Here is a 19,531-nt window from a genome sequence, read left to right as displayed (position 1 = left end):
AGCAATGCGCGCGATCGTCGTCCGAGAATTCGGTGGCACCCCCGAACCCGCCGACATGCCGGTCCCGGAGCCCGGACCGGGACAGATCCAGATCCATCTGGAGGCGGCCGGGGTGAACCCCGTCGACCAGCGGATCATCGACGGCTTCCTGGACGGCCAACTCCCCCATGACTTTCCGATGATTCCCGGCGTCGACGGCGCGGGCACCGTCAGTGCGGTGGGCGCGGGCGTCGACGACTTCGACATCGGCGACCGGGTGGTCGGCAAGTTCCTGTCGCCGCCGCTCGGGCACGGCACCTTCGCCGAATACCTGGTGGCCGCCGACGGCGGCACCCTGGTCAAGCTCCCCGACGAGGTCACCGCGGTGCGCGCGGCCGCGCTGCCGACCGCGGGCATCACCGCCCTGGACCTGCTGCACGCGGCCGAGGTCCAGCGCGGGCAGCGGGTGCTGATCGTCGGCGCGTCCGGCGGCGTCGGCTCCTACCTGGTGCAACTGGCGGCCATGGCCGGGGCGCACGTCATCGCGACCGCCCGCCCCGACGACACCGACCGCATGGTCCGGCTCGGCGCGATGGAGGTGGTGAACTACGGCCGCATGACCGCCACCGACTCACCCACCCACGCCGAGGCCGCCCGGCTGTCCGTCGCCGATTCGGTGCGGATCACCGATCCCGGCGGTATCGAGGCGGTCTTCGATCTGGTCAGTCCGCCGCCGGTGTTCGCCGACAACGCGAGCCTGGTGAAGCCGGGCGGCCACGCCTACTCGACCATCGGATCGGCCGACGAGGCGGATCTGAAGGCGCGTGGCATCATCGGCGGCAACCTCGAATCCCGCGGCGGCACGGCCGAATTGAGCGAACTGCTGCGCTTGGTCGCGACCGGCGATCTGATGGTGCCGATCCGCAATCTGCCGCCGCTGGCCGACGCGCCCGCCATGATCGGCGCGTCGGGTGCGCGCGGCAAGACGGTGCTGGTGATCTGAACCCCGGGTTACGGAAATCGATCCACCTCCGGCTATATCCGTGCGACCACCGGGTTTTAAGGGATACTTGACGCGGAGGGCCGCCTGGCAGGCGGTTCGGGGTAGTTGGACAGGAAGGAAAGCTCGACGTCGTGGATGCGCGTTCGGCAGCGCTGGTCCGCGCAAACTTTCGGACAGTCGTCGAGGCCCCCAACGGGCCGGAACGGCTGATCAGCGCGTTCTACGGTCATCTTTTCGCGGAGATCCCCGCTTTGCGGGAACTTTTCCCCTCCGCCATGGACATGCAGGCGAAACGGTTGGTCACGGCCATCTCGTTCGTCCTCGACAACCTGGAGGACTGGGATCGTGCCCAGCGCTTCCTGGAGCAACTCGCCCGCGACCACCGCAAGTACGGGGTGGAAGCGGCGCACTACGACATCGCCGGGCGCGCCCTGCTGCATGCCTTCCGGAGCTACAACGGGGTTGCGAACTGGTCGCGGCCGCTCGAGGCGGGCTGGCGTGACATCACCATCCTGATCTCGGCGTCCATGGCCATCGGAGCGAATTCCGATAAGTCGCAGCCCTATTGGGAGGCGACCGTGGTCGGGCACCGGCGGGTGGTGGACGATCTGGCCATCGTGCGCCTGCAGACCGACACCCCCATCCCCTACCAGGCCGGGCAGTACGTGCCGGTCGCCATCCCGCAGCGGCCCAAGATGTGGCGCTACCTGTCCCCCGCCATCCCCACCAACCCGTACGGCGAGATCGAATTCCACGTGCGCAAGGTCCGGACCGGCTGGGTCAGCCCCGGCATCGTGAACGAGACCCAGGTCGGCGACCGCTGGATGATCGCCGCCCCGCTCGGCGGCCTGCACGTCGACCTGAGCCGCCGCAAGGACGTGCTCATGATCGGCGCGGGCACCGGCATCGCCCCGCTGCGGGCCCAGCTCATCGAGATGGGACGGCGCGGCATCAACCCGCGCGTGCACCTGTTCATGGGCGGCCGCTACCCGTGTGACCTCTACGACGTGGAGAACATGTGGCAGCTCTCGCAGTCCAATCCGTGGCTCACGGTGATCCCGGTCTGCGAGAACGAGACCAACCCCTGGTGGCACCCCTACCCGCCCGCCGACCCGCCCTTCGGCATGCATCGGCGGCTGATCGGGAACCTGGGCGCGGTGGTGGCCAGCTTCGGCGCCTGGGCCGATCGGCAGATCCAGATCGCCGGTTCGGCCCGCATGATCGCCGACACCAAGCGAGCCCTGCTCGCCGTGGGAGCACCGGAGTCGGCGATAAGCTCAGATCCGGTGTAGGACAATCGAAATACCTTGCCGCCCTGGCCAGCTCGGCTTCCCACGCTCGCTGATCAGCTCAAAGGTTCACGGCCGTCCCGATTCTGGACTGCGGCTTGATAGACCTCCACCTTGGAGCGGGGGAGCGAAGCGGAGGAGGGAAGAATCGGGACCAGGGGCCGCGAACCCGCCGGAGCGGAGCGGAGGCAAATTGATATTGAGGAGTTGTAAGTGACGATCGGCCCCGATGAGACCGGCGCGATTCCCCTGGACGCGCAGACCGAGTGGACCGCCACGGTGGTGGGGGCGCACCGGTTGCGCGAGGACACCACGGTGGTGCGGTTGATCGGCGAGTTCGTGCCGTTCGCGGCGGGACAGTCGGTGGAGGTGCGCACGCCGCAGCATCCGAACATGGTGCGCCGCATGTACTGCGCGCTGCCGCCGTCGCTGGACGGCAAGCTGGAATTCCATGTGCGGACCCTGCCGGGCGGGTGGTGCAGCGGTTCCATCGTGGCCGACTCCCATCCCGGCGACGAATGGCGGATCAGCGCGCCCGGCGGCTGGCTGGCGGTGGAGCCGGACGCCACCGAGGTGGTCATGATCGCCGACGGGGTCGGGCTGGCGCCGATGCGCGCACTGCTGCTGGATCTCTCGCGCCGCGAACAGCCGCCGCGCACCCACCTCTTCGTCGGGGCGCGCTACCCGCGCGACCTGTACGCCTCCGACATGCTCTACCTGCTGACCGGCGAAATGCCTTGGCTCACCGTGGTTCCCGTGGTGCAGGACGAGTACGACCCGGATTTCGTCGACACCTGGTACGAGCAGTGCCGCGTCGACATCGGTTTCCGGCCGGAGGAGATGATGCCGGGCACCATCGCGGACATCCCGGAGCGGTTCGGTCCGCTGGACCACCACCAGATCCTGGTGTGCGGCGGCGCGGCCATGGTGCGTAACACCATCGACCAGCTCGTCGCCATCGGCGCTCCCGCGGAAGCCATTCGCTACGAAGGCTTCTGAGCCCTCGGGACGGCGGGTGTCTCAGAACAGCGGGTCGTGGCGGATGTTCTCGGTGGAGGTGCCGGCCGCCATGAGCCGGAACTTGGTGGTCTGCACCATGGACGGGGCTCCCACGATCTGTACGTCGCGGTCCTCCCAGGAGCCGTGGCCGGCCACGATCTTGCCGATCTGACCGACCACCCGCGGTTGCAGGCCGGGGTATTCGCGGGTCTCCTCGGAATTGTCGAAGTGCCACCACGGGTTCTCGGTGGACTCGGTGACCGGATGCACGGTGAGCCACTTGTTGGCGCAGGCCAATTGGCTGAGCACCTCGAGGTCGTAGAGGTCGCACGGGTAGTGGCCGCCGACGAACAGATCCACCTTGGGGTTGGATCGGCGCGAGGTCATGGCCATGAGCTGGGCGCGCAGCGGCGCGATGCCGGTGCCGCAGCCGATCATCAGCATCTTGCGGCGGGTGTTGCGGGGCACGCCGAGACCGCCCAGCGGCGATCCGATCAGCCATTGCTCGCCGACCCGGCTGTGCCCGACGATGGCCGGGCTGACCCAGCCGCCGGTGACGCCGCGGATGTGGAATTCCAGTTCGCCGTCGGCATTGGCCGGAATGGCCGGGGACAGGTAGCGCCACATGCGCGGGCGGGAGGGGATCTGCACGCTCATGTACTGACCGGCCGCGTACTGCATGGGCTGGTCCAGCTTCAAGCGCACGACCGCCAGGTTGCGCAGCACTTCGCGGTGCTCGATGACGGTGCCGGTCCACACCGGAGGGGTGCTCTCGCCATCGGCGGCCTTGATCATGGTGCCGGCGATGATGCCGATGCCCTCGTCCCAGGCGCGGCCGACCTCGTCGGTCCAGATCTCGGTGCCCGCGTAGGCCTCGAGCGCGCTCTTGAGCGATTTCCCCACGGCCGCATAGTGATCGGCCACTACGCCGTACTTGCGGTGGTCGCGGCCGAGCTGCGCCAGGAAGGGCAGCAGCCGGTCGGGTTCCTCCAGCCGGTCCACCACGTAGGCGATGGCCTTCACCAGCCGGTCGCGCTGGGCGTCCAGGGCGGCGGGGAAGAAGTCCCGCACGTGGGGGTACTCCGTGAAGAGGATGGCGTAGAACGACCGCGCGAGTTTCTCGGGGCCACCTTCTTCCGCAGCAACCGCCTTGAACGTTGTTCTTATCAATGCGACGGTCCGCGAATCCATTTGTGTCACAACCCCATTTCGCAATCGAACGCAGGCGTGACCGGCGAGTGAAGTGCTGCGGGACACTCGACAGCAGCCGTTGCCAAGCAAGTGTAAGCGAGGTTAGCCAGCAACGGAACGGGACGTTTCAATAACAGGCCCTATATTCCTCGGAAACGTGAACGTTGCGGGTCTTCTGAGTCGAAAACCGACTGATCAACTGGAAAACGCCGTGCGACACGGGTTTTCAGTCGTCGATTCTGGCTGATCCGTTTTGCAAGACTCAGGAAAACAGCGATCCCGCCGCAACTACGTCAGGCCATGAATTCCCCTGCAGCATACGGACAAAACTCACGATCGGCAGCAATCAATAACCTACCGGTCCGTTTGTTATAAACAGCCTCATCGGACTTCGCCAATCACACAGTCCGCTGTCGCAACTCAGCACATCGGCCGCAACAATCGCCACCGGGCGAACGTCAGCGGGCGGGATCCCGGTATCCGGACAGCAGAAAGGCGGTGCCCCACTGGGGGACACCGCCTTCCGGCTTGTCTTGCCCTACTGCGGCTTACGCCGGTTTCGGGGCTGCCACACCACGAGAGCGGTGCTGGGCTGAGGGGTCAGGTGTGCGGGCCGGTACCCGGCCCGCAGCCTTTCCGCCTCGGCGGACAGCTCGCTCACCCGCTGCTGCAGCTCGTCCACCTGGTTGGTGAGTTCGATGATCCGTTTGATGCCGGCCAGGTTCACGCCCTCGTCCTGGGACAGGCGCTGCACCTCGCGGAGCAGCTCCACATCCCGGTTCGAGTAGCGCCGGCCGCCGCCCGACGTGCGTTGCGGCGTAACCAGACCCAGCCGGTCATAGGTGCGCAGCGTCTGGGCGTGCATGCCCGCCAGCTGCGCGGCCACCGAGATCAGGAAGTACTGGGCCTCGGAGTGCTTCGGATCGGAACTCATTACGCACCTGCCCATCCCGCACGGGGATCGAACCCACTGGTCTTCTCCGCCTCCGCGTAGCGCCGCAGCGCCTCGGTGGCATCGTCGTCCAGTTTCTGGGGGACCGCGACCTTCACGGTGACCAGCAGGTCACCCGCGCCGCCGTCACGCTTGGGCACACCGCGCCCGCGCACCCGCAGGGTGCGGCCGTCGGCGGTGCCCGGCGGCACCTTGACGCCCACCCGACCGTCCAGGGTCGGCACCGACACCGTGGTGCCCAGCACCAGTTCGGCGTAGGAGACCGGCAGCACCAGGGTCAGGTCGTCGCCATTGCGGCCGAAGACCTTGTCCTGGCTGACGTGCACGGTGACGTACAGGTCACCCGGAGGCGCGCCGCGCAGGCCCGCCTCACCCTGACCGGCCAGCCGGATCCGCTGCCCGTCGCGCACGCCCGGGGGAATGCGCACGGTGATGGTGCGGGTCCGGTTCTGGATGCCCGAACCGCGGCAGTCGACGCACGGGTCGTCGATGATCGACCCGGTGCCCCGGCAGTCCTCGCACGGCTCGCTGAAGCCGAACGCGCCCTGGTTCCGGCTGACCACGCCGCTTCCGTTGCAGTGCGGGCAAACCCGCGGACTGGTGCCGGGCTTGGCGCCGCTGCCGTGGCAGGTGGTGCAGGCGGCCGGGCTGGTCATGCGCAGCGGAACGGTCACGCCCTGGGCGGCCTCGCGGAAGCCGAGGGTCGTCTCGGTCTCCACGTCCGAACCGCGCCGGGGACGCGAGGACGCCCGCGTGCCGCCGCGATTGAACAGTCCGCCCAGCAGGTCACCCAGGCCGCCATCCGCGGCGCCCGCGCCACCGGCGCCGGCCCCGAAGATGTCACCCAGGTTGAACTCGCCACCGGAGAACCCGCCGCCGGGCTGGCCGTAGCCGCCCCCGGGCGGGAATCCGCCGCGGCCGAAACCGCCGCCCGCGAACAGCTTGCGGGCCTCGTCGTACTCCTTGCGCTTCTCCGGATCCGACAGCACGGCGTTCGCCTCGCTGACGGCCTTGAACCGCTCCTCGGCCTTGTTGTCCCCGGGGTTCTTGTCCGGGTGCAGGTCTCGGGCCAGTTTGCGGTAGGCCTTCTTGATCTCGTCCTGGGTGGCGCCGGAGGAAACACCCAGATCCTTGTAGAAGTCCTTCTCGAGCCATTCTCGATTCACCGGGCATCTCCTCCTTTCTGTGTTGCCGCGGACGTGGGGTACGTCCGATCGCTGTTAATCAGTGCCAGCGGCATCGGTGCCAGCGTTCTGCGAATCCGGCTGCGCCGCAGACAGATCCGCCACACCGTCGGTGACGCCGACCAGCGCGTGCCGCAGCACGCGATCGCCGAAGCGGTAGCCCTTGCGCATCACCATGCCCAGCACCGGGTCCGCACCGCTGCCCTCGTGCTGCACGGCCTCGTGCAGGGTCGGGTCGAAAGGCTCACCCTCCGAACCGAATTCCTCGAGGCCCTGCTTCTGCAGGGCGGTGACCAGCTTGTCGGCGACCGACTTGAGCGGGCCGTTGTCCAGGTCACCGTGCGCGCGAGCGCGGTCCAGATCGTCGAGCACCGGCAGCAGTTCGCTGACCACCGCGGCCTTGGCGGTGTCGATGGTGACCTTGCGGTCCCGCTCGACCCGGCGGCGGTAGTTGGCGTATTCCGCGGTCAGGCGCTGCAGATCGGAGGTGCGCTCGGCCAGTTCGGCCGTGATCGCGTCGGCGAGGGCGTCCTCGCTGACCTCGGGAGTCCCCTCGGCCCCCGCGGCCGCGGCGGCGTCCGCCGCGGCCTCGAAGACCTCACCCGTGGCCGGATCGACCATGTTGTCCGGGTTCTGGTTCGTCACTTCTTCTCCGGCTCCTCGACCACCTCGGCGTCGACGACGGTGTCATCGGACTCGGGCGCGCCCGCGCCGTTGCCCTGCGCGGCCTGGTCGGCGGCCGAGGCCTCGTAGATGGCCTGGCCCAGCGCCTGCGACTCGGTGGCGAGCTTCTCCACCGCGGTCTTGATGACCCCGATGTCGGTGCCCTTCAGCGCGTCGTTGGCTTCGACGATGGCCGCCTCGACCTTGGTCTTGACGTCGGCCGGGACCTTGTCCTCGTTGTCCTTGATGAACTTCTCGGTCTGGTGCACCAGCGACTCGGCCTGGTTGCGGGTCTCCGCCTCCTCGCGACGCGCCTTGTCCTCGGCGGCGTGCGCCTCGGCGTCCTTCACCATCCGGTCGATCTCCTCCTTGGACAGGCCGGAGCCGTCCTGGATCTTGATCGTGTTCTCCTTGCCGGTGCCCTTGTCCTTGGCCGTCACGTGGACGATGCCGTTGGCGTCGATGTCGAAGGTGACCTCGATCTGCGGCACGCCGCGCGGGGCCGGCGGGATGCCGGTCAGCTCGAACGATCCGAGCAGCTTGTTGTGCGAGGCGATCTCACGCTCACCCTGGAAGACCTGGATCTGCACGGACGGCTGGTTGTCGTCGGCCGTGGTGAAGGTCTCCGAGCGCTTGGTCGGGATCGTGGTGTTGCGCTCGATGAGCTTGGTCATCACGCCGCCCTTGGTCTCGATGCCCAGCGACAGCGGGGTGACATCGAGCAGCAGGACGTCCTTGACCTCACCCTTGAGCACACCGGCCTGCAGGGCGGCGCCGACGGCGACGACCTCGTCCGGGTTCACGCCCTTGTTCGGCTCCTGGCCGCCGGTCAGTTCCTTGACCAGCTCGGAGACGGCGGGCATACGGGTCGAGCCACCGACGAGCACCACGTGGTCGATGTCGCCGACCGCGATGCCGGCGTCCTTGATGACCGACTGGAACGGCTTGCGGGTGCGGTCCAGCAGATCGGAGGTGATCTTCTGGAACTCCGAGCGGGTCAGCTGCTCGTCGAGGAACAGCGGGTTCTTGTCCGCGTCCACGGTGATGTAGGGCAGGTTGATCGAGGTCGACTGCGAGGACGACAGTTCGATCTTGGCCTTCTCGGCAGCCTCACGGAGACGCTGCATGGCCATCTTGTCCTTGGTCAGGTCGATGCCCGAGGTGCCCTTGAACTTGTCGACCAGCCAGCTGACGATGCGCTCGTCCCAGTCGTCGCCACCGAGGTGGTTGTCACCGGAGGTCGCGCGGACCTCGACGACACCCTCGCCGATCTCCAGCAGCGAGACGTCGAAGGTACCGCCACCGAGGTCGAAGACCAGGATGGTCTGTTCCTTGTCGCCCTTGTCGAGGCCGTAGGCCAGCGCGGCCGCGGTCGGCTCGTTGACGATGCGCAGGACGTTCAGGCCCGCGATCTGGCCGGCCTCCTTGGTGGCCTGGCGCTGCGCGTCCTCGAAGTAGGCGGGGACGGTGATCACGGCGTCGGTGATCTCTTCACCCAGGTAGGCCTCGGCGTCGCGCTTCAGCTTCATCAGCGTGCGCGCGGAGATCTCCTGCGGGGTGTACTTCTTGCCGTCGATCTCGACCGACCAGTCCTCGCCCATGTGGCGCTTGACGGACTTGATGGTGCGGTCGACGTTGGTGACGGCCTGGTTCTTGGCGGGCTGCCCGACGAGCACCTCACCGTTCTTGGCGAACGCGACGACCGAGGGGGTGGTCCGCGATCCTTCCGAATTGGCCACGACGACCGGCTCGCCGCCTTCGAGAACGGCGATGACAGAGTTCGTGGTCCCGAGGTCGATACCGACCGCACGAGCCATGGTGATTCCTCCTAGTTGGCACTACATCTCAGTGACACTGAGCGTGGTCGGCTCAATCCTGCCTCCGCCGGCGGCGGTACGCAACTTGAACTTGAGTCGAACTCGCTCAACCTTGCTGACCTGTCCCAACGGGCGGCGCGCGTCATCTATTCCACGAGTCACAGAAAATTTCTTCGGGGGCGAGCGCGGCCCGACGCCCGCGATCGAGGCGCGGACTCTGCCATTGTGTCCGTACCGGCAGGTCTGGAACCACGGATGGATCCGGATCGTGACCGATCAGGAGGGCCAGTTGAGCATGATCGGCTCGCCGGTGGCGGTGACCTTGATGTAGCCGGACTTGGCGCCGTCCACGGCGTACACGGTCACCATCGGCCCGCCGTCCTTGCCGCGCCCGATGATGATGTGACTGATCCGGCCGTTCGGCACGCCCGCCGACTTCGGGGCGCCCGCGAGCAGGCCCGCGATCTTCTTCAGGTCCAGGACCGACAGGTCGATGATGTCGGTGCCCGGCGACCGCGGAATGTCACCGGTGCTGCGGAAACTGCCGTCGTAGCGGTAGTAGTCGTCCCGCGGCGCGTTCGGATCCGCCGGACGCCGCTCGATGACCGCGTAGGTGGGGAACAGGGTGACCTCGTCGGCCTTGGTGTCGCCGAAGTGGTCCTTGTAGGCCTCGACGAAACTGGCCAGGCCCTGACCCGTGGTCGGATCCGGCAGGTCCGGCTTCGGCGCGGCGACCCGGGACACGCAGCCCGCGAACGCGCCGAGCAGGGCGGCCGCCACCATGATCGCGGCCGCCACCTTCCAGCGGGTGGACGGGCCGCGCCGATTCGCCCGCACCACCGGCGAATTCACCAGATTGGCCGGTATCTGCAGATCGTCGAGCACCAGGTCGAGATCGCCGAAGGTCTTGGCCGCCATGGCCTTCGCGGTCCGGTGCGCGTGTTCGGCCTCGGTGAGTTCACCCGCGTCACGCGCCGAATCGAGCAGGGTGCAGGCGTCCACGCGATCGGTGTCGCGGGCCCGGACTCCCCGGGAGCGTGCGTCAGCCATGGTCTCGCCTATCCCCCGAACGCCACGGTGCGCGTGACCCGGCCGTCGAGGGCGGCCTCGACGTAGCCGGTCTCCTTGGCCTGGTTGCCGACATAGAGCCGGATCACCGGGCCGGTGCCGCTGCCCTGGATGTCGATGTAGTTGACCACGCCCTGATCGACCTTGGTGAGGGCGGGAGCCTGAGCCGCCAGCGCCGCGACGGCCTGCACGTTCAAGGCCGCCAGGTCCACGGTCGGGGTCTTCGGGTCCCGGGTCTGGGGTTGGTCGGTCTGGTCGAAACCGCCGAAGTAGTTGTAGTGCACCTTCCGATTGGCCTGCGTCGCGCGCGTGAACACCGCGTAGCCGGGGTAGAAGTCCACCTCGTCGAGCAGGGTGTCGCCGAACTTCGCCTTGTAGGCGTCCCGGAAGTACGAAATGCCCTCGGCCTCGGTGAGTTTCGGCCGGGGCAGCACCAGCGGCTGGATGATGCCCAGGTCCACGGCGGGCGGCGCGGCGGGCGGGGTGGCCGGGCGGGCCACGGCCAGGAAGGTGCCCACCGCCACCGCGATGCTCATCGCGGCGACGCCGGCGGCGAACCAGTTCTCGCGCCGCGCCTTCGGCGGGACCGGGTCGGGGGCGGCGTCGGCGTGCCGCTGCAGATCGTCGGTGAGCTGGGACAGGTCGCCGAGGGTCCGGGCCTCGCCGGCCAGTTCGGTGAGGGTGCGGTGGTCGGCGGCGGTCAGCTGCCCGTCCGCGAGCGCGGCGTCGAGCAGGACGCAGGTGGCCTGCCGATCGGCGTCGCGGGCCCGCGTCCGCGGCGGGTACCCGCCCGAGGCGGGCCGCCGCGACCATTTGCGCGCCGGGGTGAGGTCGGCGGTCTTGGTGCTCGGCTGCAGATCGGCGATGAGCCGCTGCAATTCGCCGAGGGTCTGCGCGGACTGCGCCTGATCGGACCGCTGGTGATACTCGTCGGCCCCGAGCTCGCCCTCCGCGTAGGCGGCGTCGAGCAGTGTTCGCGCGTTGACCCGGTCGATGTCCCGCGCCCGCATACGCCCGGCCGCGGGCGAATCCCCGGCCGATCCGGACGTTTTCGAGCTCACGCGGGGATCGTAGACGGATTCCGGTCCGGTCGCGCGCCTTATCTACGCCTGAATCGCGTGGCTCATCCGATGCGGAGCTCGTCTTTCAGCCCGTGGTCCAGTGTCACGCGCACCAGGGCCGCGGCCAGTTCGGCGTCGTGGCCGGCCGGAGCCAGGGCGGCGAGAGCGGCCGGATCGGTGGGCAGGCCCAGGTCACGCGCGCCGCGGCGGGCCCGCTCGTCGAAGTAGGGGCGGAGCCAGGTCCAGGTGTCCTGCACCTCGCGCAGGTAGATGTCCGCGCCGACGGGTCCGATGCCCCGGAAACCCTGGAGCAGCTCGGCCAGGGCGGCTGGGTCGTGCCCGGATTCGATTGCGAGCCCGCGCATATCGCCGTGCCACCGCTCGATCAGCTCGGCGGCATTGGCGATCAGGCGGGTGGCATTCGATTCGTCGTAGCGGACGTAATGGGCCCGGCCCAGCGCGGCGACCAGATCCGACCACTCGGCCTCAGCTACGTGGTGCGGGGTGGTGTAGCCGGACTCGCGGAGTTCCCGGGCGGCGGCCACCGCGATGCGGGCCGAGATCCGGGTACTGAGCAGCTGGGCGAGCATCAGGAGTTGGTAGAGCGGCGCGGGCTTGTCGGCCAGCCGGATTCCGGCCTCGGCGGCATAACCGGTCCCGGCCCGGGCCAGCAGGGTGCGCACGGTGTCCTGCGCGGTCATCGGCATCGCCTCCTCTCTTCCCCGGCATACCCGCGGACACGCCCAGGATGCGTGTCGAGGTCCGAAATGCCGGGGTTGTGCTCAGTGGCCCACGAAGATCAGAAGTATGGATTTCCCCTGGTAGAGGAGGTTCGATGCAGGCCCGGTTCGGTATTTCGATCCCGCCCGTCGCGTCCGCGCTGCCGGACGTCATCGACATGGCCCTCGCCGCCGACGCCGAGGGACTCGATCTGGTCGGCATCCAGGACCACCCCTACAACGCGCAGTTCGGCGACGCCTTCGCCGTCATCGGGGCCTGCCTCGCCGCGACCGGGCGGGTCAGCCTCTATCCCGGGGTCGCCAACCTGCCGCTGCGGACACCCGCCATGCTCGCCAAACAGGCCGCCACCTTCGACATCCTCAGCGGCGGACGCTTCGAATTGGGTTTGGGGGCGGGCGCTTTCGAGAGCGGCGTGGTGGCCATGGGCGGCCCCGCCCGCAAGGGCCGGGCCGCGCTCATGGCCATCGCCGAGGGCATCGCCATCATCCGGGCCGAATGGCGGCCCGGACAGCCGGTGTCGGTGGTCGGCACCGAATACACGGTGCAGGGCATCGAGGGCGGGCCCGCGCCCAGACACCCGATCGGGATCTGGCTGGGAGCCATGGGCCCGCACGCCCTCGATCTGATCGGCGCGACCGCCGACGGATGGGTTGCGCCACTGCCCAATTGGATGCCGTGGGAGCAGTGGTCCGCGGCCAATGCCCGCATCGACGCGGCCGCCCGCGCGCACGACCGCGACCCCCGCGCCATCGCCCGGCTGGCCGCGCTGCCCGGAGTGGTCAGCGACCGCGCGCTGCACCCGAATCCGCAGGGCACCGACCCGATCCACGGATCGCCCGAGGAATGGGCGGCCATCATCGCGAACCTCGCCCACACGGGCGGATTCGACACCTTCATCTACTGGCCGCCCGGATTCGACGTCGACCAGGTGCAGCGTTTCGCGCGGCAGGTGGTGCCCATCGCGCGAAAGCTGTTGGCGGAGTTCTGATTCGACTCCGCTCGGGTCCGATTCAGTGCTGCGCGGCCGCTGCCGCGGCGGCGGCCTCGGCCTCGACCTGGCCCGGGAACTCGCTGGGCTGGCCGACGCCGGTGGTGACCAGGTCCCGCAGGCTCTCGGTGATGTAGAAGGTCCAGGCCGGGGAGCACGCGTCGTAGCACTCGTAGTCCGGTACCAGGCCGACGTGGGTGAAGGTGAGCCGGGTGCCGCCGTCGGTCGCGGCGATATCGAAGCGCATCTCGGTGTTCACCCACTCGGTCTGGTCCTCGATGAAGGACATGAAGTTGTCCTTCACCAGCCAGACCACGCGCTCGTCCGGCACCACCTCGGTCAATTCGATCTCGCTGCGGTGCACGCCGGGGGCCTCGAAGACGAAACGGTCACCCGCCCGCTCGGTGCCGCCCTTGATACCGGGCGACCACCAGCCGCGGGCGTTCAGGACGGCCGCGAAGACCTCGGCGGGGGCGCGGTCGACGGTGATGGAGGTGGTGAAGTTCTGATCAGTCATGGCAGGTCCCGACTCTTCTCTCAGGGGTTCAGCGGGTTGATGGGGACTGTCTCGCGAGAACTTACTTGCATCACGATAGCGGCGTTGCTTGCATCACACAAGCGGATGAGTCACCCTGGAGTCATGTTGGGACGCATGTACGAAGGGGAGGTCTGCTCGGCGGCACGCACGCTGGAGCTGGTCGGCGAGCGCTGGAGCCTGCTGATCGTGCGCAATGCCATGTTCGCGGGCATGACCCGGTTCACCGAGTTCCAGCGCGCGCTCGGCATCGCGCCGAACATCCTGACCAAACGGCTCGCCGAATTCGTCGAGGCCGGGATCTTCGAGCAGCGCAGCACCGGCGGCCATCCCGAATACCTGCTCACCGCCAAGGGACTCGACCTGAAACCGGTCATCCTCGCGCTCACCGAATGGGGCGACCGCTGGGCCGCGCCGGACGGCCCGCCGGTCACCTACCGGCACACCGGCTGCGGCGGGAAAGTCGCCGTGCGCCTGGAATGTTCGGACTGCGACGCCACGCCCGAGCTGTCGGACGTGACCGCGGAACTCGCGCCGTGGGCGTACGAATTGAAGTACGGGACCCCGGCGTCGCTCTCCTAGCGGAGCCTCATCCCGGAGCGAACCTCACCCCAGGAGCGGGAACCGGCCCGAGGCCAACAGCCCCGCGATGGCCTCCATCTTCGCCTGCGGCGCAGCGTAATCCGGGTGCGCGCCCAGCACGGCCGCGGCGTCGTGCAGCCGGATCATCTGCCGCTCCGCCTCTGCCACGCTCCGCCCGCCCGGCGTCACCGGGTGCGCGGCGAAGGCCGGGCGCCGCACATCCATCCGACCCAGTTCGACGGCCTTCTCCACCCGCCGCGAGCACCGGCAGAACGCCTGCGGATTCGCCAGGCCACACGTCGACCGCAGGAAGTTGCCGAGCCGTTTCTTGGCCCGCTCCACCCGTTTCCGATACGCGGCCGGTGTCGCGCCGACGATCCAGGCGGCCTCCTCCGAGTTCACCTCGAACACATCGGAGAGCACATACGCGACTCGTTCGTCGCGACCCAGGCATTGCAGCATCGCCTGACTGCAGTTGAGGCGGACCTCGTGGGTGAGCAGTGTGGCCTCCGGACCGCGATAGTCCTCCTCCGCCAAGCCGTCCCGCAGTCCCTCACCGAACTCGTCCAGGCTGAGCTGCCGCTGCTCCTGTGGCGTCTGCCGCTTCAGATTCAGCAGGTAGTTGACGCCGATGCGGTACGCCCAGGTGGTGAGCTTGGCCTCGCCGCGCCAGCTCGCCAGATTGCCGACCGCGCGCAACAGGATCTCCTGGGTGGCGTCCTCGGCGTCGGCGGGCCGCCACACCATGCGCAGCGCCAGCCGGTAGATCGGATCCTGCAGCAGCCGAACCACATCCGCGACAGCGGCGCGGTCACCGCCGACGGCCCGCGCGACGAGATCGCGCTCGTCGATCTCCGATCCGGTCTCCATACCGCCAGCATAGGGACCGGGTCCGACATCGCGGGGCCGTCAGGCCGGCCGCCACTCAGGCGACGGCGGGCGCGGTGAGCAGAGCGTGCTTGCGCAGCCAGTCGGCAACCGCCAGGCCGATCGCGTCGGGCTGATCCTCCGGGCAATGGTGCCCGGCCGGGCCGATGTTCGCGAGCTCGGCGGACGCGAAGGTGCGCACCGCCCACTCCATCACCTCCGGCGAACCCAGGCCGACCCCGTCCTCGACGTGCATGAGCAGCTTGGGCACCTCCGGGCTGGCCGCCATCCAGGCGTCGTAGTTCTCGATGATGGCGACCACGTCGGCGGGCTCGCCGTCGAGCGGGAACTCCCTGGGCCACACCAGCATCGGCTTGCGCGACTCCGGCGTCGGGTACGGCGCGCGGTAGGCGTCGAGCGCCTCCGGGGTGAGGGTGCGGGTGGAGGCGGGCAGGTTGAACTCGATGAACATATTGCGTTCCAGCACCATCTCCTCGCCCTCGGGGGAACGGAAGCGGCGGAACAGTTCCGCGCCCTGCGGCGGCATGTCCGACCAGTTCATGGGGCGCAGGAAGGTCTCCACCACGGCGATGCCGCGCACCCGTTCGGGATGGCGTGCGGCCCAGTCCATTCCGAGCGCGCCGCCCCAGTCGTGGCCGACGATGACGACCTGGTCCAGGCCCAGGGCCTCGAACCAGGCGTCCAGGTAGCGGGCGTGATCGACGAAGCGGTAGTCGCTGTCCGGCTTGCCGGAGGCGCCCATGCCGATGAGATCCGGTGCGAAGACCCGGGTTCTCGCATCGGACACCGCACCGCTCACGTGGGGGATCACGTCGCGCCAGATGTAGGACGAGGTGGGGTTGCCGTGCAGGAAGACGACCGGGACGGTGCCGGCCGCGACGGGACCGCTTCCGGTGTCGGTGTAGTTGATGAACGAGTCCAGAATGTCGATGGCTGCCATCGGGGTGTCCTTCCGGGTGAGTTGCCTACACCTGGTTGGACACGCACCGGGACGGCTTGTGACCGGGTCTAGATGTGACCTGCGTCATACATCGGCACGGTGCCCGGCTCGACCGTCAGGGCCGGGTGGACGCCGGGCGTGAGGCCGTTGCCGACCGCGGCCCGCTGCAGCATGGCGAGCAGTTTCGGCCGGTCCCCCGGTTCGAGGGGCTCGAGCAGTTCGGCATTGAGCTGTTCGGCCAATCCCGCCGCGCGGCCGATCATCTCGCGTCCGGCGGGCAGCAGGTGCACGGCGTGCGCGCGCCGGTCGGCGGGGTGTTTGCGGCGTTCGACCAGGCCGCGCTTCTCCAGGTCGTCGATCAGGCTGACCATCACGTTGCGGTGGATCCCGAGCGCGTCGCAGAGCTGTTGCTGGGTGCGGCCGTCATTGGCCTCGAGCATGCGCAACGTTCCGTACTGCGGCGGCTTGATGCCCAGGGGGCCGAGCAGCTGGTCGAAGCGGTACGCGGAGTGGGAACCCAGCTGCGCGAACAGGAACGCGGCGCTGTCGACGAGGGGCGCACGCTGGGGATCGACGTCGTTCACCCGCATAGCGTAGCCCGACCCATGCGCACAATCAGTGATTGCCCCCTTGTTTGATAATCACTTCAGGTGCATAGTTTGAAGCGGACCTCCACCCACACCGAATCGAAGAGAGTTCGCAGTGGATACCGACAACACCCCCACCCTCGATCCACGCCGCTGGATCGCCTTCGCCGTCGTGCTGGCCGCGGGATTCATGGACCTGCTCGACGTCACCATCGTCAATGTCGCCGTCCCCAGCATCCAGAAGGACCTGGGCGCGGCCTACTCGCAGATCGAATGGATCATCGCCGCGTACGTGCTGTCCTTCGCGGCCGTGCTCATCACCGGCGGCCGGCTCGGCGACATCTACGGCCGCAAACGCCTGTTCCTGATCGGCGTCGCCGGATTCACCGCGGCCTCGCTGGCCTGCGGCCTGGCGACCTCGCCCGGCATGCTCATCGGCTCCCGGTTCGTGCAGGGCGCGATGGCCGGGCTCATGGTGCCGCAGATCCTGGCCATCATCCGCGTCACCTTCCCGAAGAACGAGCGCGCCAAGGCGATCGCCGTGTACAGCGGCGTCGGCGGATCCGCGTCGGCGGTCGGGCTGTCCCTGGGCGGGCTGCTCGTCGAGTGGAATCTGTTCGACCTGGACTGGCGGCCGATCTTCCTGGTGAACGTGCCGGTCGGGCTGCTCGCGCTGGGCGCGGCCGCCGTGGTCATGCGGGATTCGCGGTCCACACACGCGCCGCGGCTGGACATCGTCGGCATGGTGCTGGCCATCTCCGCGGTGCTGCTTTTGGTGTACCCGCTCACCGAGGGCCGTCGATTGGATTGGCCCGCCTGGACTTTCGTCATGATCGGGGCGGCGGCGGTGACCTTCGCGGCCTTCCTGGTCTACGAGCGGTGGCGGGCCCGCACCGTCGGGTCGCCGCTGGTCGACCTGGAGCTGTTCCGGTCGCGGCCGTTCACGGTCGGGCTGGCCAGCTGGCTGCTGTTCTGGATCGGATTCGGCGGGTTCTTCCTGATCTGGACGCTGTTCATGCAGGCCGGGCTCGGCTGGTCGCCCATGCGGGCCGGCCTCACCTCGGCGTTCTTCGCGGTCGGCGCGGGCATCGGGGCGGGCGTCTCGGTGAGCGCTCTCGCGCCACGGTTCGGCAAGTGGGTGCTGCTGGTCGGCGGGCTGATCACCGCGGGCGGGTTCGCCTTCTACGGTGCGCTGGCCACCCACTACGAATCCGACTTCGCCTCCTGGCAGATGGTGTTCCCGCTGGTGGTGACCGGTATCGGATTCGGCATCGTGGTCGCGCCGACCATCGACATGCTGCTCGGGCAGATTCCCGACCGTGAGGCGGGAGCCGCGTCCGGGCTGCTGAACACCGGACAGCAGCTGGGTCTGGCGCTGGGTGTGGCGCTGGTCGGGATCCTGTTCTTCGGGCAGCTGGATCACGATTCGGCGCGCGGCGTGGATTCCGTCGCGGCGCAGACCCGCACGGAGCTGGCCACCGCCGGGGTGCCGGACGGCGCGCGGGAGCAGATTCTCGCGAGCTTCTCCGCCTGCGTGCGGGACCGCTCCGGTGAGGTGGATCCGTCGGTCGTTCCGGCCAGCTGCCAGTCCGCTCCCGCGGACCCCGCGATCGGCGGGATCCTCACGCGGGCCGGCGAAGACGCCAATGCGGTGAACTTCGCGCACACCTTCCAGTACACGCTGTGGTGGGGCATCGGGCTGATGGCCCTGGTCTGCGTCGGATTCCTGGTGCTGCCGGGCGACACCCGGCTCGAACAACACGAGATGGCGGCCGAGGAAGACCTGGTCGGGGTCTGACCGCCACGCGCGACGGCCGCCGGTTCGGGGAATTCCTCGGACCGGCGGCCGCTTCCGAGGAAGAATTCCAGACGAATCACCGACTTCCGACAGGAGCCAGTCATGCGCGCGGCCGTGGTCAGTAAGGGCGAATTCCAGGTCGAGGACCTCCCGACTCCCGTGCCGGGGCCGGGCCAAGTGCTCATCTCCGTCACCCGCTGCGGCATCTGCGGCTCCGACCTGCACGCCCGCCTGCACTGCGACGAACTCGCCGACCTGGCCGCCGCCACCGGATACGACCGGTTCATGCGCTCGGAACAGCGCATCGTCATGGGCCACGAATTCACCGGGGAGATCGAGGAATACGGACCCGGCACCCGGCGGCGCTGGAAGCCCGGCACCCCCGTGGTCGCCCTGCCGATCCTGCGCACCGGCCGCCAGCCGGAACTGACGGGACTGTCCGCGCACGCGCCGGGCGGCTACGCCGAACAGGTCCTGATCCAGGAACCCATGACCTTCCCGGTCCCCAACGGCCTCGCCCCCGACCACGCGGCCCTCACCGAACCCATGGCCGTGGCCTGGCACGCGGTCCGCAAGAGCCGGATCACCAAGGGCCAGACCGCTTTCGTCATCGGCTGCGGGCCGATCGGCCTGGCCGTCATCTCCATGCTGAAGGCCGCCGGCGTCCACACCGTCGTCGCCAGCGACTTCTCCCCCCGCCGCCGGGAACTGGCCGCGGCCTGCGGAGCCGACGTGGTGGTCGACCCGACCACCGAATCCCCGTGGGAGTCGACGCCGAAGAAGTCCCGCATCACCGGCGCCGCCGACATCCTCAACCTCGGCTTCGACGCCATGGAACGCCTGCGGCGCCTCCCCAATATTCCGTGGTGGTACCTGTTCCGCGCGGCCCACACGCTCCAGCGCGGACCCTCCGGTCCGGTCGTCTTCGAATGTGTCGGCGTGCCGGGCATCATCGACCAGATCCTCACCGCCGCACCGCCGTTGACCCGGGTCGTGGTCGTCGGCGTGTGCATGCAGCAGGACGCCTTCCATCCCGCCACCGCCATCAACAAGGAGATCGAGCTGCGCTTCGTGCTCGGCTACGACCCCGGCGAATTCCGCGACACCCTGCACATGATCGCCGACGGCAAGGTCGACCCGTCACCGCTGATCACGGGCACCGTGGGCCTCGACGGTATCGACACCGCCTTCGCCACCCTCGCCTCGCCCGAGCACCACGCCAAGATCCTCATCGACCCGCGCAGCGACCGCACCGCACCCTGACCG

The 19,531-nt window shown here is 68.8% G+C and carries 19 protein-coding genes; 7 read left to right on the top strand and 12 right to left on the bottom strand.

The window, feature by feature from the left end; genetic code table 11:
- Positions 1 to 4 precede the first annotated feature (4 nt).
- From ACWEOI_RS06835 to ACWEOI_RS06825, 3 genes are all read left to right on the top strand, one after another.
- Complete coding sequence (locus ACWEOI_RS06835) at positions 5 to 982, top strand: NADP-dependent oxidoreductase (protein ID WP_452359127.1); 978 nt, start codon at positions 5 to 7, stop codon at positions 980 to 982.
- 131 nt (positions 983 to 1,113) lie between these two features.
- Positions 1,114 to 2,274: a globin domain-containing protein gene (locus tag ACWEOI_RS06830; RefSeq protein ID WP_357094304.1), complete on the top strand. Its 1,161-nt coding sequence runs from the start codon at positions 1,114 to 1,116 to the stop codon at positions 2,272 to 2,274.
- A 210-nt stretch (positions 2,275 to 2,484) separates the two neighbouring features.
- A complete protein-coding gene (locus tag ACWEOI_RS06825; protein ID WP_433669139.1) occupies positions 2,485 to 3,270 on the top strand; it encodes an FAD-binding oxidoreductase in 786 nt (261 codons plus the stop codon).
- 21 nt (positions 3,271 to 3,291) lie between these two features.
- On the opposite strand, the gene ACWEOI_RS06820 is transcribed toward ACWEOI_RS06825, so the two are convergent.
- The 8 genes from ACWEOI_RS06820 to ACWEOI_RS06785 all read right to left on the bottom strand — a co-directional run bounded on the left by ACWEOI_RS06820 (position 3,292) and on the right by ACWEOI_RS06785 (position 11,907).
- Positions 3,292 to 4,461, bottom strand: coding sequence for a globin domain-containing protein (locus tag ACWEOI_RS06820; protein WP_433669140.1), 1,170 nt, complete (start codon positions 4,459 to 4,461; stop codon positions 3,292 to 3,294).
- A gap of 538 nt (positions 4,462 to 4,999) precedes the next feature.
- Positions 5,000 to 5,395 (bottom strand): heat shock protein transcriptional repressor HspR, encoded by a 396-nt coding sequence (locus ACWEOI_RS06815; protein WP_433669142.1) that lies wholly within the window; start codon positions 5,393 to 5,395, stop codon positions 5,000 to 5,002.
- Positions 5,395 to 6,579 (bottom strand): molecular chaperone DnaJ, encoded by a 1,185-nt coding sequence (dnaJ, locus tag ACWEOI_RS06810; RefSeq protein WP_433669144.1) that lies wholly within the window; start codon positions 6,577 to 6,579, stop codon positions 5,395 to 5,397. Before dnaJ ends, ACWEOI_RS06815 begins: the two co-directional genes overlap by 1 nt.
- 54 nt (positions 6,580 to 6,633) lie before the next feature.
- On the bottom strand, positions 6,634 to 7,218 hold the full coding sequence (grpE, locus tag ACWEOI_RS06805) for a nucleotide exchange factor GrpE (RefSeq protein WP_433673511.1): 585 nt from the start codon (positions 7,216 to 7,218) through the stop codon (positions 6,634 to 6,636).
- 20 nt (positions 7,219 to 7,238) lie between these two features.
- Positions 7,239 to 9,077, bottom strand: coding sequence for a molecular chaperone DnaK (dnaK, locus tag ACWEOI_RS06800; RefSeq protein ID WP_452359126.1), 1,839 nt, complete (start codon positions 9,075 to 9,077; stop codon positions 7,239 to 7,241).
- Positions 9,078 to 9,353: 276 nt separating this feature from the next.
- On the bottom strand, positions 9,354 to 10,127 hold the full coding sequence (locus tag ACWEOI_RS06795; RefSeq protein ID WP_433669147.1) for a DUF1707 SHOCT-like domain-containing protein: 774 nt from the start codon (positions 10,125 to 10,127) through the stop codon (positions 9,354 to 9,356).
- An 8-nt stretch (positions 10,128 to 10,135) separates the two neighbouring features.
- Positions 10,136 to 11,206: a DUF1707 SHOCT-like domain-containing protein gene (locus tag ACWEOI_RS06790; RefSeq protein ID WP_433669148.1), complete on the bottom strand. Its 1,071-nt coding sequence runs from the start codon at positions 11,204 to 11,206 to the stop codon at positions 10,136 to 10,138.
- 62 nt (positions 11,207 to 11,268) lie between these two features.
- Positions 11,269 to 11,907, bottom strand: a complete 639-nt coding sequence (locus tag ACWEOI_RS06785) for an endonuclease (RefSeq protein WP_433669150.1) — start codon at positions 11,905 to 11,907, stop codon at positions 11,269 to 11,271.
- Positions 11,908 to 12,041: 134 nt separating this feature from the next.
- On the opposite strand from ACWEOI_RS06785, the gene ACWEOI_RS06780 reads away from it, so the two are divergent.
- Positions 12,042 to 12,935 carry an LLM class flavin-dependent oxidoreductase gene (locus tag ACWEOI_RS06780; RefSeq protein ID WP_433669151.1) on the top strand — a complete coding sequence of 298 codons (894 nt, stop codon included), beginning with the start codon at positions 12,042 to 12,044 and terminating at the stop codon, positions 12,933 to 12,935.
- A gap of 22 nt (positions 12,936 to 12,957) precedes the next feature.
- Here the strand turns inward: ACWEOI_RS06780 and ACWEOI_RS06775 are convergent, their stop codons facing one another.
- A complete protein-coding gene (locus ACWEOI_RS06775) occupies positions 12,958 to 13,452 on the bottom strand; it encodes an SRPBCC family protein (RefSeq protein ID WP_452359125.1) in 495 nt (164 codons plus the stop codon).
- Positions 13,453 to 13,575: 123 nt separating this feature from the next.
- On the opposite strand from ACWEOI_RS06775, the gene ACWEOI_RS06770 reads away from it, so the two are divergent.
- The gene (locus ACWEOI_RS06770) at positions 13,576 to 14,052 is read left to right on the top strand and encodes a winged helix-turn-helix transcriptional regulator (protein WP_433669154.1); all 477 of its coding nucleotides are present in this window, start codon (positions 13,576 to 13,578) and stop codon (positions 14,050 to 14,052) included.
- Positions 14,053 to 14,076: 24 nt separating this feature from the next.
- Here the strand turns inward: ACWEOI_RS06770 and ACWEOI_RS06765 are convergent, their stop codons facing one another.
- The 3 genes from ACWEOI_RS06765 to ACWEOI_RS06755 all read right to left on the bottom strand — a co-directional run bounded on the left by ACWEOI_RS06765 (position 14,077) and on the right by ACWEOI_RS06755 (position 16,464).
- Complete coding sequence (locus tag ACWEOI_RS06765; RefSeq protein WP_452359124.1) at positions 14,077 to 14,922, bottom strand: RNA polymerase sigma factor; 846 nt, start codon at positions 14,920 to 14,922, stop codon at positions 14,077 to 14,079.
- Between the two features lie 55 nt (positions 14,923 to 14,977).
- Complete coding sequence (locus ACWEOI_RS06760; RefSeq protein WP_452359123.1) at positions 14,978 to 15,880, bottom strand: haloalkane dehalogenase; 903 nt, start codon at positions 15,878 to 15,880, stop codon at positions 14,978 to 14,980.
- Positions 15,881 to 15,948: 68 nt separating this feature from the next.
- On the bottom strand, positions 15,949 to 16,464 hold the full coding sequence (locus ACWEOI_RS06755; protein WP_433669159.1) for a MarR family transcriptional regulator: 516 nt from the start codon (positions 16,462 to 16,464) through the stop codon (positions 15,949 to 15,951).
- 118 nt (positions 16,465 to 16,582) lie between these two features.
- Here ACWEOI_RS06755 and ACWEOI_RS06750 point away from each other — a divergent pair, with 118 nt between their 5' ends.
- Entirely contained in the window at positions 16,583 to 18,265 is a 1,683-nt protein-coding gene (locus ACWEOI_RS06750; protein WP_433669161.1) for a DHA2 family efflux MFS transporter permease subunit, read from the top strand.
- Positions 18,266 to 18,367: 102 nt separating this feature from the next.
- Entirely contained in the window at positions 18,368 to 19,528 is a 1,161-nt protein-coding gene (locus ACWEOI_RS06745) for a zinc-binding dehydrogenase (protein ID WP_452359122.1), read from the top strand.
- The last annotated feature ends 3 nt before the right edge of the window (positions 19,529 to 19,531 follow it).

This window comes from Nocardia sp. NPDC004340 (assembly GCF_053602575.1).
This window is presented reverse-complemented; position numbering and strand designations above follow the sequence as displayed.

What these genes read in the sequence shown, in the direction of transcription:
- ACWEOI_RS06795 (WP_433669147.1), bottom strand. Translation starts at nt 10,127, where the DNA reads ATGGCTGACGCACGCTCCCGGGGAGTCCGGGCCCGCGACACCGATCGC.
- ACWEOI_RS06760 (WP_452359123.1), bottom strand. Translation starts at nt 15,880, where the DNA reads ATGGCAGCCATCGACATTCTGGACTCGTTCATCAACTACACCGACACC.
- dnaK (WP_452359126.1), bottom strand. Translation starts at nt 9,077, where the DNA reads ATGGCTCGTGCGGTCGGTATCGACCTCGGGACCACGAACTCTGTCATC.
- ACWEOI_RS06770 (WP_433669154.1), top strand. Translation starts at nt 13,576, where the DNA reads ATGTTGGGACGCATGTACGAAGGGGAGGTCTGCTCGGCGGCACGCACG.
- ACWEOI_RS06835 (WP_452359127.1), top strand. Translation starts at nt 5, where the DNA reads ATGCGCGCGATCGTCGTCCGAGAATTCGGTGGCACCCCCGAACCCGCC.
- ACWEOI_RS06745 (WP_452359122.1), top strand. Translation starts at nt 18,368, where the DNA reads ATGCGCGCGGCCGTGGTCAGTAAGGGCGAATTCCAGGTCGAGGACCTC.
- grpE (WP_433673511.1), bottom strand. Translation starts at nt 7,218, where the DNA reads ATGGTCGATCCGGCCACGGGTGAGGTCTTCGAGGCCGCGGCGGACGCC.
- ACWEOI_RS06780 (WP_433669151.1), top strand. Translation starts at nt 12,042, where the DNA reads ATGCAGGCCCGGTTCGGTATTTCGATCCCGCCCGTCGCGTCCGCGCTG.
- ACWEOI_RS06785 (WP_433669150.1), bottom strand. Translation starts at nt 11,907, where the DNA reads ATGACCGCGCAGGACACCGTGCGCACCCTGCTGGCCCGGGCCGGGACC.
- ACWEOI_RS06775 (WP_452359125.1), bottom strand. Translation starts at nt 13,452, where the DNA reads ATGACTGATCAGAACTTCACCACCTCCATCACCGTCGACCGCGCCCCC.
- ACWEOI_RS06820 (WP_433669140.1), bottom strand. Translation starts at nt 4,461, where the DNA reads ATGGATTCGCGGACCGTCGCATTGATAAGAACAACGTTCAAGGCGGTT.
- ACWEOI_RS06765 (WP_452359124.1), bottom strand. Translation starts at nt 14,922, where the DNA reads ATGGAGACCGGATCGGAGATCGACGAGCGCGATCTCGTCGCGCGGGCC.
- ACWEOI_RS06815 (WP_433669142.1), bottom strand. Translation starts at nt 5,395, where the DNA reads ATGAGTTCCGATCCGAAGCACTCCGAGGCCCAGTACTTCCTGATCTCG.